This is a genomic window from Bacillus sp. FJAT-29790, from assembly GCF_019039215.1.
In the GTDB taxonomy this organism is placed as follows: Bacteria; Bacillota; Bacilli; order Bacillales; family Cytobacillaceae; genus Cytobacillus.
On sequence record NZ_JAHNZZ010000001.1, the window covers coordinates 1,708,955 to 1,721,860 of the forward strand.

General features: G+C 37.2%; 17 protein-coding genes. 3 read left to right on the forward strand and 14 right to left on the reverse strand.

Translation table 11 applies throughout. From position 1 onward, the window contains the following. Nucleotides 1–280: 280 nt before the first annotated feature. Nucleotides 281–451: a hypothetical protein gene (locus BGM26_RS08025; RefSeq protein WP_217039262.1), complete on the forward strand. Its 171-nt coding sequence runs from the start codon at nt 281–283 to the stop codon at nt 449–451. Here BGM26_RS08025 and BGM26_RS08030 read toward each other — a convergent pair. The 6 genes from BGM26_RS08030 to msrA all read right to left on the reverse strand — a co-directional run bounded on the left by BGM26_RS08030 (nt 448) and on the right by msrA (nt 3,560). Then, nucleotides 448–1,146: a hypothetical protein gene (locus BGM26_RS08030; protein WP_217039263.1), complete on the reverse strand. Its 699-nt coding sequence runs from the start codon at nt 1,144–1,146 to the stop codon at nt 448–450. The two genes, BGM26_RS08025 and BGM26_RS08030, sit on opposite strands and share 4 nt — an antisense overlap. Nucleotides 1,147–1,350: 204 nt before the next feature. Continuing rightward, nucleotides 1,351–1,572: a YozE family protein gene (locus tag BGM26_RS08035; RefSeq protein ID WP_217039264.1), complete on the reverse strand. Its 222-nt coding sequence runs from the start codon at nt 1,570–1,572 to the stop codon at nt 1,351–1,353. A gap of 273 nt (nt 1,573–1,845) precedes the next feature. Continuing rightward, complete coding sequence (locus BGM26_RS08040; protein WP_217039265.1) at nt 1,846–2,037, reverse strand: hypothetical protein; 192 nt, start codon at nt 2,035–2,037, stop codon at nt 1,846–1,848. Between the two features lie 225 nt (nt 2,038–2,262). Beyond that, the gene (locus BGM26_RS08045) at nt 2,263–2,418 is read right to left on the reverse strand and encodes a YjcZ family sporulation protein (protein ID WP_483297799.1); all 156 of its coding nucleotides are present in this window, start codon (nt 2,416–2,418) and stop codon (nt 2,263–2,265) included. A 229-nt stretch (nt 2,419–2,647) separates the two neighbouring features. Further along, the gene (gene msrB, locus BGM26_RS08050; protein WP_217039267.1) at nt 2,648–3,079 is read right to left on the reverse strand and encodes a peptide-methionine (R)-S-oxide reductase MsrB; all 432 of its coding nucleotides are present in this window, start codon (nt 3,077–3,079) and stop codon (nt 2,648–2,650) included. Then, on the reverse strand, nt 3,072–3,560 hold the full coding sequence (gene msrA / locus BGM26_RS08055; protein WP_483297800.1) for a peptide-methionine (S)-S-oxide reductase MsrA: 489 nt from the start codon (nt 3,558–3,560) through the stop codon (nt 3,072–3,074). Before msrA ends, msrB begins: the two co-directional genes overlap by 8 nt. Before the next feature lie 358 nt (nt 3,561–3,918). On the opposite strand from msrA, the gene BGM26_RS08060 reads away from it, so the two are divergent. After that, nucleotides 3,919–4,674 (forward strand): DUF4397 domain-containing protein, encoded by a 756-nt coding sequence (locus BGM26_RS08060; protein WP_217039269.1) that lies wholly within the window; start codon nt 3,919–3,921, stop codon nt 4,672–4,674. 96 nt (nt 4,675–4,770) lie between these two features. Here BGM26_RS08060 and BGM26_RS08065 read toward each other — a convergent pair whose 3' ends face one another. From BGM26_RS08065 to BGM26_RS08080, 4 genes are all read right to left on the reverse strand, one after another. Further along, nucleotides 4,771–5,352: a YpmS family protein gene (locus tag BGM26_RS08065; RefSeq protein WP_217039270.1), complete on the reverse strand. Its 582-nt coding sequence runs from the start codon at nt 5,350–5,352 to the stop codon at nt 4,771–4,773. After that, the gene (locus BGM26_RS08070; protein ID WP_217039271.1) at nt 5,349–6,188 is read right to left on the reverse strand and encodes an SGNH/GDSL hydrolase family protein; all 840 of its coding nucleotides are present in this window, start codon (nt 6,186–6,188) and stop codon (nt 5,349–5,351) included. Before BGM26_RS08070 ends, BGM26_RS08065 begins: the two co-directional genes overlap by 4 nt. Nucleotides 6,189–6,403: 215 nt before the next feature. After that, complete coding sequence (locus BGM26_RS08075; protein WP_217039272.1) at nt 6,404–6,982, reverse strand: SCO family protein; 579 nt, start codon at nt 6,980–6,982, stop codon at nt 6,404–6,406. A 102-nt stretch (nt 6,983–7,084) separates the two neighbouring features. Continuing rightward, nucleotides 7,085–8,701 carry a sensor histidine kinase gene (locus tag BGM26_RS08080; RefSeq protein WP_217039273.1) on the reverse strand — a complete coding sequence of 539 codons (1,617 nt, stop codon included), beginning with the start codon at nt 8,699–8,701 and terminating at the stop codon, nt 7,085–7,087. Nucleotides 8,702–9,105: 404 nt separating this feature from the next. Between BGM26_RS08080 and BGM26_RS08085 the strand changes: the two genes are divergently transcribed. After that, complete coding sequence (locus BGM26_RS08085; RefSeq protein ID WP_217039274.1) at nt 9,106–9,615, forward strand: PCYCGC domain-containing protein; 510 nt, start codon at nt 9,106–9,108, stop codon at nt 9,613–9,615. A 124-nt stretch (nt 9,616–9,739) separates the two neighbouring features. Here BGM26_RS08085 and BGM26_RS08090 read toward each other — a convergent pair whose 3' ends face one another. The 4 genes from BGM26_RS08090 to ilvA all read right to left on the reverse strand — a co-directional run bounded on the left by BGM26_RS08090 (nt 9,740) and on the right by ilvA (nt 12,678). Continuing rightward, nucleotides 9,740–9,991: a YpmP family protein gene (locus tag BGM26_RS08090; RefSeq protein ID WP_217039275.1), complete on the reverse strand. Its 252-nt coding sequence runs from the start codon at nt 9,989–9,991 to the stop codon at nt 9,740–9,742. Nucleotides 9,992–10,094: 103 nt separating this feature from the next. Continuing rightward, nucleotides 10,095–10,850 (reverse strand): twin-arginine translocase subunit TatC, encoded by a 756-nt coding sequence (gene tatC / locus BGM26_RS08095; protein WP_217039277.1) that lies wholly within the window; start codon nt 10,848–10,850, stop codon nt 10,095–10,097. A gap of 65 nt (nt 10,851–10,915) precedes the next feature. After that, nucleotides 10,916–11,125, reverse strand: a complete 210-nt coding sequence (locus tag BGM26_RS08100) for a twin-arginine translocase TatA/TatE family subunit (protein ID WP_217039279.1) — start codon at nt 11,123–11,125, stop codon at nt 10,916–10,918. A 284-nt stretch (nt 11,126–11,409) separates the two neighbouring features. Continuing rightward, nucleotides 11,410–12,678 (reverse strand): threonine ammonia-lyase IlvA, encoded by a 1,269-nt coding sequence (gene ilvA, locus BGM26_RS08105; RefSeq protein WP_217039281.1) that lies wholly within the window; start codon nt 12,676–12,678, stop codon nt 11,410–11,412. Nucleotides 12,679–12,906: the final 228 nt, after the last annotated feature.

Below are 12,906 nucleotides of genomic sequence, written 5' to 3' on the forward strand. Positions count from 1 at the left end.
TAGTGAATGTATGATGTCCTACCGGTTTTCATGCAAAAAGAAAAGCATAAATGCCCGCTGATCGTCACCAAGATCCTATTGCTACAGTAGTTACCCTCTTTTCCTCTCATACCCTGAACACGTGCCGCCCTCCTAGTGCAGCTAAAAAATGCAGAGCAGGAAGTAAAAAAATTTTCCTCCTGACATTTTTATAAGTGGACAAGCATACACATATGAACATAGGCAGAAATGTTGAAGAGCCGATCGCCGAAAAAATGGATGTTTTTATGGAGGAGAAAATATGAGCCATCTATTTAGATTCGTTGCCGCAATAAAAGAAGATGTAAATAATGAAGAAAGTATGATTATTGATGGATACGGACGATTTTTAAATATTATTTTTAAGCTTGTTTTTTGGTTGGGAACTCCTTATTTATTCTATTTAATGCTGCAGTTTGGAAGGCAGCTTTAAACGGGGCTTTTGTCATCATTATTAGCAATTTGTTTCAGCTTCCTTAAAATCACCCGCATAATATATTTATATTCATCATCTTGAAATAGTTCATAAAGAATCCGGTAATCATTATATATATCTAATAACCCATCGATCAATCGCTTTTTTTCCTTTATATTATCGAGAAATTCCTTCTCTGCTTTTCGAAAGGATTCGCCTTGCTTTTCTTTCCGTTCAGGCAGCTTTTCTTTCTTATTTATTAAATACAACAGCCCTAGTTTTTGGATAAAGGCATCTGCACTCTCCGCATCGGCCACGAGGGTCAATTCCTCTTCCCCGGCCTCAAGCCATTCCGCATCGCTAATCCTTGAAAGTTCGTATATGACATCTTCCCATGCATCTTCCTTATATCGCCAAATTTCCGTTCTGAATCCGACTATTTTAAAAAGGTCTGAGCCATAGCCCTTCACCTGAACTAAATCACCGAAGAAATATTTATATTCAATGTCAATATGTTCTTTTTCCACAATGTCCCCTTCGTAGTCTGACAACATTTGAAGGCTGGACTCCATATAAAGACCTTCGCTTTTATTCACTTCGTAAACGTACATGCCATCGAGCCACTTAACATCTGTTACTTTTCCAACCGTCCCATACATAGTGATCACGACTGTATCACCGATATTATATTTTGGTTTTTTTTTATTGCTCATTTCCTCCATCCTCTCGAGACCTGAGCCGTGAGTTATTGATTTGATTACCATAGTATATGCAGAAAAAAGAAAATTCGCGCCGTCGATGAGAAGATGAGATAAATAAAAGAGCAGAAAACAGAGGAGAAGAAACTTATAACCGATTAAAGAAAAGAACACCCCAAAAGGGAGTGCTCCTTCACGATTTTATTCTTTTCCAAGCGATCAGCTTTCTGAAAGCAAATACAATTCCCACGCCTCATCAAATATAGACATGTTCCTTATGTATGAACCATTTAATTCTAAATAAGAACTGACTTCGTGGTAATCGGAGGATGTCTTCGGGAAGCTGTGATCCTCATAAGCATGATTTGCAAATTGGCTGACTGCATCTTTCGGTGCCGGATGCCGATATTTCATTAAAAAATGATAAAATGTTTTTGCCATAATAAACGCCTTTCTGTTAAAAAATTGGTTCGCTGAAAATTTGCGTACACTCATATGATGCTCATTATTCTGCCTGTCCTTCAGGAATATTATATACCGTTTACTATAAGCGATAAGTTACTATTTCGTCTATAATCAAATTCACCGAGGTTTGAACCCCCACTAAATTAGATAGCTGTTTGCATTCCTCTCGCTATTTATAGAAGTAGGGGGACTTCTGCTGAATAAAGTTAAAAGCAATCCAATGTTTGGATTGCTTTTAACTTTATTCTTTTACTGATAGCGGTCTGCCTTGAATAATTCTGTTAATATGAAAATGATATTAAACATAAAAATCGCCACGACGATTGGAACAGCCTGAAGCCAATTCTTCCCATACTTTTCTTTAATGACGCCTGCATAAAATCCACAGAAAAACAATACAAACATCGATAAAGCAAGCATAACCATTAACACAATTTGCATAACCCTTTTTCCCCCTATTGAAAATGAAAATCTCCCCTATATTCTATTATAAAGACAGTTGAAAAGGATTTTCCGAGGAAAAAGTGAAGGATTTGTGAAATATATCCTTGCTTGGAATTTGAATTTATGAAATCAAAGGAATTGAGTAAAAATATCATCATATAATTAACTATATCGATAAACAAAAAGGCTGTCTCCATTAAAGGAGACAGCCTTTTGTTATCATTAGCAGCATCCAGCAAAACCAAAACAGCTGGCGCCAATAATAATTAACAGAATAAATAACACAACGATTAAAGCAAAGCCACCACAACCAAATCCTCCGCCGCCAAATCCGACGCCACCAAATCCTCCTACTGGACCTGCAAAGGCACCTGCCACAGGATAACCATATCCTGAATAACAAGGGTCATATCCGCATCCATATCCACCATACATATACTTTCACTCCTCACCTAGTTTAGGGCATTTTCATTATCAATTTATGTTATAGGTGCTTGACCTGCATGTGCATTCGCCCATTTTTTTTCAAAAGGTTTGGTGGCATGAAAATTTTCAAGACAATAATAAGAAAAGAAAGCCACATTTTGCGGCTTTCCCCACGCTATAGTTAGTTATCATTAAATAATCGAAGAAATTCTTGATAGCCTTCTTCCTCAAGCTTTTCTTTTGGAATGAATCTCAGTGCGGCCGAGTTAATGCAATAACGCAAACCTATAGGTCCCGGCCCGTCATCAAACACATGGCCAAGATGGGAATCAGCTGTTTTGCTTCGCACTTCAGTTCGAACCATAAAATGGCTCAAATCCTTTTTCTCCAAAACTTCCTCTTCTTCAATCGGTTTTGTAAAACTCGGCCAGCCACACCCTGCGTCAAATTTATCTTTCGAACTGAATAACGGCTTTCCGGAAACAATATCCACGTATAGACCTTCTGCGAATTCATCCCAATATTCATTTTGAAACGGCGGCTCGGTCCCGTTATTTTGCGTCACATGATATTGCATTTGATTGAGCTTGTTTTTTAAATTCTCTTTAGTCATTTTTTTCACTCCAATGTGTTTTGATAAAAGCCTCTCTGCCAGATCCTTTTCGATAGGCTCCATACCTAGCCGGATTCTTTTTGTAATAGTGCTGGTGGTAATCTTCAGCAGCATAAAAAGTAGATGCTGGTAAAATCTTGGTAGCAATCGGTTTTTGAAAAGGTCCATTTTCCTGAAGCTTTTGCTTAGAACGTTCTGCTAATTGTTTCTGATTGTCATTATGATAAAAAATCGCTGTTTGATAAGACTGGCCACGATCATAAAATTGGCCTCCTTCATCAGTCGGGTCAATCTGCCGCCAATACAATTCCAATAACTTTTCATAAGGAAATACTTGCGGGTCAAATGTAATTTGGACAGCTTCATAATGACCAGTTGTTTCTGAACAGACTTCCTCGTATGTAGGGTTCTCCTTCGTTCCCCCTGTGTAGCCTGATATAACCTCTAAGATCCCTGGCTGCTCATCGAAGGGCTTGACCATACACCAGAAGCAACCGCCTGCAAAAGTAGCAAATTCAAAATTTATTTCCTCCAACATACACACCTCTTCCATTTATCAATCTCATCATACTTATTCCCATCTAATAATGTTTTACACCTTATTGATAAGATTAAAGAAAACAGCCTGAACATGCAAAAGAAACCTCTTCGATACGCAGAGGTTTCAAAAAGGAATAAAAATGTACTGTCCATTATCAGTACTTTTGCTTTTACTCTATAAGCGTCAGAAATACTTGAAGGATCAAGCGCCTTAACGAAAACAGCCTTCACCCATGACACCACCCCATGCCAATAAGCATATGTTATTGAAGTAAACTATCTAGATAGGAGCGAGGGGTATGTCTCAAAATAGAAACCAGCACGAGTACTTTCAAAAAGCTGCCATGTACGACCTATTAGCCAATTACTATAAATATACAGATCCGAATAAGCATATCGCCTATTATCAACAGCATTTGCAAAATATAAATTTAGCCTTACAAACAATGCGGACAAATATGACACAGAGCGCAACACATCCTGCAAAAATACGGTTCGTTCAAGCTTCTTTCGATACACCTAATGTGGATATTTATGTTAATGGTACAAAGGTGCTAAAAGATTTCCCGTATAAAGAAGTAAGCAATTACTTATCCCTTCATGCGGGAAAATACCAAATCGATATTTATCCAGCCGGAAATATGGTGTCCACAATTCTTAGCAGAAAAGTCGTTGTGGAGCCAGGAAAACATTATACATTGATCACCGCAGGAAGTGCTGATAAATTAAAGTGGGTGGTACTGGAAGATAATCTTCGTATCCCTCGAGGAGAAACAAAGGTAAGATTCATTCACCTCTCCCCTGATGCATCTGCAGTCGATATTGCTGTTAAAAACGGAGATGTCATTTTCCCGCAAGTTTCCTTCCGTCATGCGACAGGTTATCTCGGTCTCTCTCCGATGATCGTTAACCTGGAAGCAAGAGCCGCAGGAACGACCGATGCCGTTTTAACCATGCCACCTATCCAGTTCAAACCAAATGAAGGCTATTCGATCCTAATGATTGGTTCCGTAAAAGGAGAGCCTGCTCTAGAAGCTTTTGTCATTAACGGCTAAAAAAAGCATGATACAAAAGCCCATTCGCCTTTGTATCATGCCTTTATTAGAGGTGGGAGGTGAAGCTGGAAACAAACGGCAGCTCACCGATTGCATTTATTTTACAGGTACTAGTAAAGTAAAGCGAATATCATCATTTTTTAAATTAAATTCATCAACTTTAACATGAATATCGCTTTTTAACTTCATTTTTTGCAAAGATACGTAAATGCTTTCCTCATTCGGCTGGATCGAAACCCACTCTGGCAGCTTATATCGATCCGCGATAAACTTTAACACATAGTCAACCGGCAACTGGAGCTTGCCAACAGAAATCGTTTTTTGCTGGAGGACAATATCGCCGTTTTCCAATGCCTTGGGCTCAAATGTAAGCTTCATTTGGATATCCTGACTAAAAACAGGAATCGATCCATATAATTCCACTTCCTCATTTAAGATCACATAATAATTGATCGCCCCTGCTAACCCTTCCATTTCAATATAATGATTAATGACCTGGTTCAAATCCTGCTTATTTGTTTGAATTTGAAAGGGAACATAATCGTCTGACTTCAAATGCCGTGAAATATATTCCCCATCTGCCGCCGGTAATTTAACTAAGATTAACAGCAGCAACACGATTAATACGTTGATTCCGAGCAAAAGGAAAAATAGTTTCTTCCATTTCTGATCCTTCAATTCTCATTCTCCCCACTTCTGGCTGCATAATATCTCTCGGAAAGCTTGTTTAACGCTTCCGTTTGTAAAGTTTCATAAACCCTGCCTGCAATTAGCTCATAGCCCCTATCATTCGGATGAAAATAATCGGTGAATAAAAGATTCTCTTCATTTCCCTGAAAAAGATCATCGATTTCAACAAAATAAGTTTCGGGGTATTGCGCTAGAATATCCTTGCTTTTCATATTCCAGTCATTAATGATTTCCCCAATTTCACTTATATTTGCAAACCATTTAATAAATGGATTGTACAATCCTACTAAAACAACCATAATGTCCGGGTTTTCTTCGCGAATTAAAGTTAAAGCAGCTTTTAAGTTTTGTTCATAGATTTTTTTTTGTTGTTTAAAGGCTTTTAACTTCAAGCCTGCAAAGTTTTCTCGAACCACTTTCATGACATCATTGCCGCCGATTGTCAAAATGACGATGTCCGCCTCTTTTATAGCTTTCTTTACCCGTGTTGATTCTAGTTTCCGAAGAAGCTGGTCAGACCGGTTCCCTTTGACTCCAAAGTTATAAAAATAAGCATCTCGTATTCCTCGATCTTGTTCTAACATGGCTTCAAGATAAGGCAAATAGCCGCCTTGTTCGGTGCTGTCCCCAACACCTTGTGTCAACGAATCTCCCGCTGATACAACAGTAATCTCCCTAGGAAAAAAGTTCTCGGGGATTGGATCTTTAACCATGAGAGCTGTTTCCTTATGCTGATTAAACTTCTCGATATTGGAGTAAGGTTTAAGATTACACGAAGTTAAAACAATTAAACATAGAAAAATGATGGGGATTTTTATTCTCATCTAATCACTCGCCTTTTTCAAGTAAAACTTCTAGCTGCGAAAGGTTTTTCTAATTCTAATATAGGTATTATAACACTTTCACCCGCATTCATGGCAAAATCAATTCACTGGAATTTTTTAAACGTGCCGGAGCAAAAACGATGAAAAAATGAAAAACGCAAGGCTTTTAGAACTAGTTCGTACTTTTTCATCAAAAAAAATAGACCTAAACAGGTCTATTGTAATGCTTTAATATCTTTAAGTATTTCATCGAAAGGGATATCAGCAAGGCCGGGATAAACTTTCATTATCTTACCCTCCTGATCGATTAAATAAAAATACGTCTGATGAATCACTTGATCTCCAGTTTGAGGCTTTTTAATGATTGTTTTAAAATAATCCATTCCAAATTTCTCGATCTCTACCTGCTTAAAACCAGTAAGAAAATGCCAATTTGTCGTATCTGCATTGTATTGCTTCGCATAGGCCGTTAATACTTCCGGTGTATCAACAGCGGGATCCACACTGAAAGAAACAAATTCAACGTTTTTAAGCTCTTTATCCTTAACCATTTGCTGTAATTTAACCATATTGGCTGTCATCGGCATACAAACATCTTCACAATTTGTAAATATGAAATCAGCCACCCATATCTTCCCTTTAAGATCTGCTAAACCAAATGAATTATTATTTTGATCGGTAAAAGTAAAATCTGCGATCTCCCAGTTTTTCGCATCTTTAATTCCTTTTTGGGCACAGGCAGAAAGAACAAGTATTGTTAAAATACTAATAATAGTAAAAATTCGAAATTTCATTTTCTACATCCGCTCCTCTTCATATACGAAATTTATTCTAGCAGACGGATACGAAAGAAGAAAGAAAAAGGTTTGACGAATTTGTGAATAAAGCTCAAATTATTAATCTTCCATTAAAGGAACATAAATTCGAAAGATTGTCCCTTTCCCGTTTTTGCTTTGCACTTCTATTCTTCCTTTCATTCTGTCAATAATTTGGTAACAAACCATCATGCCAATACCTGTTCCCTTTTCCTTTAACGAATAGAAAGCTGTTCCAAGCCTTTCCAATTGATCTTGGCTCATGCCAATCCCTGTGTCACCAATCTGAATAACACCGTAAGGCCCTTCTTTATACACGTATAAACTTAATGTCCCGCCATCTTTCATAGCTTCGATCCCGTTTTTAAGAATATTGATTAGAACTTGCTTCAGTTCACTTGTATTCCCTTTAATATAAACACTCCTATTTAAATCGGATTCAAGTAAGATATTTTTGGACATCATCGCATATGAATTCATTAAATCAAGGACTTTGGAAGCAACTTCACCGGCATCGATGATTTCAGTCTGCTCGATGTCTGGTTTTGCCAATGAAAGATAATCATTAATGATCGTTTCTGCTCTCTTCATTTCCTCGATCATCAGTCTAATATACATCCGCTCTTCATCACTCATATGCTCTTTTGCCAAAAAGATTTGCAAAAAACCTTTCACGACAGTCATTGGATTTCTAATTTCATGAGCAACAGAAGCGGCTAATTGTCCAATCGCATTCATTTTTTCTGCTCTCTGCAGCTCTCGTTGCAGCTTCGTTTTTTGGAAAATTTGTTCCATTTCATCGATCGCTTCTTCAAATCTGTGCCTCGGAACGACACTTCTGTTTCCTGTTCCAAATTGCTCAGAGGTTGCTGATAAACGTTCAAAAAGCAATGACAACTGGTTTGTCATGTTGTTAAATCGTTCGAATAAAATCCCGAGATCAGGCTGACTTGAAGATTGTAATCGAATGTTGAAATTTCCGTTACTGACTTCATTGAAACCGGAGATAATTTCGTTTACTGGATTCAAGACTTTTTTGAGCCCGCGATTTAATATGACATAAACAAGGCTTAGCATAATAAGGAAAAAGCCAACTAGATAAATGGCGATATCTTTTTGGAATGATTCAATAATGACTGCATTGATATCAAATATCAGAATCGCGGCTACGTTTCCCTTTTGATCCATAATCGGTGAAAAAGCGGATATCCACAGTCCATATTGACCTCGATATAAAGAACTTGAGGTTACTTGTTTTTTAACGAGTGCTTCATCAAATCCTTTTAAAAAGGTCTCATCAGCGTGGTAATATGAAAAGGATTCCATCCCCATATTTTCATAACTATTTGAACTAACAAGAATTAATATTTCCCCATCTGCGGAAGCCTTTGGAAATAAAAGAAAGGCATTGGTATAGGGAGCTTTTTCATTCACAACCGAAATTTTTTCAAAGATTTTCTGAAAAGCCGGGTGCCTGGAATCTCGATTTTCCTTTACTATTACAATATCTTCCACATTTATCGTTGAACTCCATAAAGAGGCAATTTCAACCACACGATTTCTAAGCTGCTCTTCCATTTTCTGCGTTTGAAGTAAAAGACTAATTCCAGCAGCAGAGAATACGACAATTAAGCTTATTAAAAAAGAGAATAACAATACTTTTCTAAATAAGGGCAAGTTTTTTATTTGATCCTTCATAAATCAGTCACCGATTCCTTCTCTTCTCAACAATGTTATGACTTCATTCGACAAAGATTATGCAAATCCCTTTAACTTTATTCAGTAGAAGTCTCTAAACGAAAAAGTGGCGAGCTGAATGCAAACAAGTATCCAATTCAGTAGGGGTTCAAACCCCGTCTGAGTAAAGATAAGCCTCCGGCGAGCCTTTAGATTTTTTATAGGAATTTATCGAACAAGCTAAGGTAAAAATCTGGGCGCAAATACGCTAAGGCGAATATGATAACAATATTTTACGAAATTAGCACATTTATCTTTCATTATAAGCAAATACACGAAATTGTGAATAGTATTACAAAAATCGCTCTAAAATTATGCTACTATTTTACTGTAGTACATAAAATTATTAAAATCAGGTGATTTGTATGAAGAAAAAGGTATTCGCATATTTCATTTCAGTTGCCACAGTATTCGTATTGTTATCTGCATGCTCTTCGGCACAGAAAGAAGCAACAAAAACAGATAATGTTGAAGATTTGCATGTATATCATGCGGAAAACGGGGATTTGCGTGAATGGACGGAGTCGAGCAAACATCTTCCACAGTTTTTAAAGGACAAACCTGAGCAAATGCAGTTGATTTACGGGGCAGTCGCTGGGCATCAGGAGCTATTAGAACATATCCCATGTTATTGTGGATGTGCTGAGTCTGGGGACCATATGAACAACTATGATTGTTTCGTTTTCGAAAATAAACAGGGCGGCGAAGTAGTCTGGGATGATCATGGAACGCGATGCGGCGTATGTCTTGAAACAGCTGCAGAGAGCATTGTCCAACATAAAGAAGGCAAGCCAATTAAAGAAATTCGCCAATACATCGATGAGAAATACAAAAAAGGCTATGCGAAACCAACCCCAACACCATTCCCTAGCTGAATTCAGAAATATACTTAGCATTTTTCTGAAGGTGAGATTGGAGGAAATCGGCGAAATTGCCGGTTTCCTCTTTTTTGCAAAAAAATAAAAGAGTACCGGCTTTTCACCGATACTCCAAAAAAGTTCAAGCGTTATTCTTTAATTCAGGAGTTTTAAACAATTGCTGATAATCAGGCCATTTTAAAACTCTTTTTAAATACTCTCTAAAAGAGTAACTCTTGTTCCTTTTTTTGTCCCCATAAATGGTTGAAATAAATGTTTGCAAACGGACTTGAATCATGAAATAATAAGGGCTATTTTTCTTCAATACAGGAATCTCCGTGATTTTTACCTTCTGTCCAACAGCATTTTTGAACTCTAGGCTTTTGAATAGCAAAATATCAATCCTCTTTTTCACCCGTTTGAATATATTATACCCCAAGTATGGCTCGAAATGTGTCTAATTATGCGGTCACAGCCATTTATTTTTATGACCGTTTTTATTCATCCACTGGTTCATACTCATTATTCGCTTGCCATTCCTGTTCCTTTTTCAACTTTCGTTTATAAACAATTTTTGATAAATTAATACTGATTTCATACAAGAATAACAATGGAACCGCAACGAGAATGTCTGACATAATATCTGGCGGTGATATGACAACACCTATAACAATAAGGACAAAATACGCATATTTTCTAATTTTTTGAAGTGCGTATGGATTAATAATCCCAAGAGATGTTAAAAACATCGTAACGACCGGCAATTCAAAAAGAACACCAAATGGCAGAGTCATATGCATGACAAACCGAAAATATTTTTCAGCTGTAAAGTTTGCCTCCAGCATCTCCCCGCCCAATTCAACAAGGAAGCCCAACACTGACGGAAAAATAACAAAATAACCAAAACAAAGCCCAACAATAAATAAGACAAATAGTGCTGGAACGTAGGATAAAGAGATTTTTTGTTCGTTCGGCTTTAATGCTGGTTTTACAAACAGCCAGATCTGTAACGCAAACACTGGGATTGTGCCTGCAATAGCAATAATGGTAGCAAGCATAATATATACCCAAACAATATCACTTGGCCCAAGGACGATTAACTTTACATCAAGATCACGAACAAACCACAGGTATATCTCTTTTACATACATAAAACCGATAATAAAAAAAAGTATAAAAGCGGCTACAGTAATAATAAGCCTTTTTCTTAATTCGTCTAAATGCTCAACTAAATTCAATTCTTTATCTGCCATAATTTTCTCCTGCCAGTTTCAATTGATTGTACTGATTGAAAAACCGATGAAAAAAAGGGCAAGATTTAATCTTGCGCCTTATTTACCCGCTTTTTCTTGTCTTCATCTTCTAACTCTTCCATTACATCACTTGTTAATTCACGAGTCGATTTTTTGAATTCTCTAAGTGTTTGACCGAATGCGCGACCGATTTCCGGTAACTTTTTTGGACCAAATATAATTAAAGCTAAAGTAAGAATTAAGATTAATCCAGGAACACCGATGTTTGAAAGCATGTGAACATCCTCCTATAAATGACTTGCTTGTAAATCTATCCCCATTATAATCTTTTATATAATGCTTGTGGGAAAAGAAACGAAAAGTTCATATTTAATTCACATAAACATGCGTGTAACTTCATCTTGTGATTTTTTCATATCAATGTTCTAAATGTATTGAGCGGTATTTCAATCGATTATTTGATTCAAAAAAATCGATCTATTTCTAACATAAAAAACACCCCCCCAATAATGGGGGGATTATCTGACTAACAGTATAAGGTTATTTTAACCTTTTTAAATTATACAAGCAAATGGAATAGGTTGCTATCCTTATTGATTTCAGTATAGGCAAAGCCTTTTTTATCCATTCTGTAGATTAAACCAGCGTAATCTTCCCTATGTTTCATCTCAATGCCAACTAAAGCCGGACCATTATCTTTATTATTCTTCTTCGTATATTCGAAACGCGTAACATCATCCGTTGCTCCAAGCACCTCATCGAGAAATTCTCGCAATGCTCCCGCCCTCTGTGGAAAATTCACAATGAAATAGCGCAGCAGCCCTTCATACAATAGGGATCTCTCCTTCATCTCCTGCATCCTGCCGATATCATTATTTCCACCGCTGATTACACAAACGATATTCTTTCCTTTAATTTCATCTTGATATAAATCAAGTGCAGAGATTGGCAGTGCACCCGCTGGCTCCGCAATAATGGCATGTTCGTTATACAATTCAAGGATTGTCGTACAAACCTTTCCTTCTGGAACAAGCAAAATATCATCCACTAGCTCCTCACAAATAGAAAAAGTCTTTTCTCCCACACATTTTACAGCTGCTCCATCAACGAACTTATCAATCTTATTCAATGGGGTTACATGGTGATACTGAATGGACTCCTGCATCGATGCAGCGCCTGCTGGCTCTACGCCAATCATCTTCGTATTCGGTGAGACGCTTGTAAAATACGTGCTAAGACCTGCCATTAAGCCCCCGCCGCCAATACTGGCAAACACATAATCAACTGGCTCTTCGCAATCATTTAATATTTCGACAGCTACTGTACCTTGACCCGCGATTACTTTTTCATCATCAAATGGATGGACAAACGTGCGGTTTTCGTCTTCCGCACATTTAACCGCCTCAGCATAGGAATCGTCAAATGTATCCCCTACTAAAATAATGTCCACAAATTCCCTGCCAAACATTTCTACTTGGCTTACTTTTTGCTTTGGTGTCGTCGCCGGCATAAAGATTTTCCCGCGAACACCAAGGTGCCTGCATGCATATGCTACACCTTGAGCATGATTGCCTGCGCTTGCACATACAACACCATTTATCAACTGATCACTGTTTAATGATATCACTGAATAGTATGCGCCCCTAAGCTTAAATGATCGGACATGCTGTAAATCTTCTCGTTTCAAGTAAATATTGCATCCATATTTTTCAGAAAGCCGTTCATTTTTTTGTAAAGGAGTATGGGCAACAATATCTTTTAACTGTTGGTATGCAATTAAAATATCCTCCAATTGCACACATTTTTTTTTCATTACTTTCTGTTCCATCTGTCACCCTCATTTCTTTCCCTTATTAATTTTTCAATTATATCATGTATACTCTTGATTTCAACTGTATTTTTCTATAATTTATATTTTTCCGATAATAATTCGCATAGAAAAGCAGGACTTCCACATATACTAATCGAAAGTTTAAGTTAGTTTATATTTTTATTTGGCTGTTTTCGCATATATTGTTGTTTTTATCCTACAAAGTTTGCCCGTTGATTTCCGCTA

What these genes read in the sequence shown, in the direction of transcription:
- BGM26_RS08025 (WP_217039262.1), top strand. Translation starts at nt 281, where the DNA reads ATGAGCCATCTATTTAGATTCGTTGCCGCAATAAAAGAAGATGTAAAT.
- BGM26_RS08030 (WP_217039263.1), bottom strand. Translation starts at nt 1,146, where the DNA reads ATGAGCAATAAAAAAAAACCAAAATATAATATCGGTGATACAGTCGTG.
- BGM26_RS08035 (WP_217039264.1), bottom strand. Translation starts at nt 1,572, where the DNA reads ATGGCAAAAACATTTTATCATTTTTTAATGAAATATCGGCATCCGGCA.
- BGM26_RS08040 (WP_217039265.1), bottom strand. Translation starts at nt 2,037, where the DNA reads ATGCAAATTGTGTTAATGGTTATGCTTGCTTTATCGATGTTTGTATTG.
- msrB (WP_217039267.1), bottom strand. Translation starts at nt 3,079, where the DNA reads ATGACTAAAGAGAATTTAAAAAACAAGCTCAATCAAATGCAATATCAT.
- msrA (WP_483297800.1), bottom strand. Translation starts at nt 3,560, where the DNA reads ATGGTCAAGCCCTTCGATGAGCAGCCAGGGATCTTAGAGGTTATATCA.
- BGM26_RS08060 (WP_217039269.1), top strand. Translation starts at nt 3,919, where the DNA reads ATGTCTCAAAATAGAAACCAGCACGAGTACTTTCAAAAAGCTGCCATG.
- BGM26_RS08070 (WP_217039271.1), bottom strand. Translation starts at nt 6,188, where the DNA reads ATGAGAATAAAAATCCCCATCATTTTTCTATGTTTAATTGTTTTAACT.
- BGM26_RS08075 (WP_217039272.1), bottom strand. Translation starts at nt 6,982, where the DNA reads ATGAAATTTCGAATTTTTACTATTATTAGTATTTTAACAATACTTGTT.
- BGM26_RS08080 (WP_217039273.1), bottom strand. Translation starts at nt 8,701, where the DNA reads ATGAAGGATCAAATAAAAAACTTGCCCTTATTTAGAAAAGTATTGTTA.
- BGM26_RS08085 (WP_217039274.1), top strand. Translation starts at nt 9,106, where the DNA reads ATGAAGAAAAAGGTATTCGCATATTTCATTTCAGTTGCCACAGTATTC.
- tatC (WP_217039277.1), bottom strand. Translation starts at nt 10,850, where the DNA reads ATGGCAGATAAAGAATTGAATTTAGTTGAGCATTTAGACGAATTAAGA.
- BGM26_RS08100 (WP_217039279.1), bottom strand. Translation starts at nt 11,125, where the DNA reads ATGCTTTCAAACATCGGTGTTCCTGGATTAATCTTAATTCTTACTTTA.
- ilvA (WP_217039281.1), bottom strand. Translation starts at nt 12,678, where the DNA reads ATGGAACAGAAAGTAATGAAAAAAAAATGTGTGCAATTGGAGGATATT.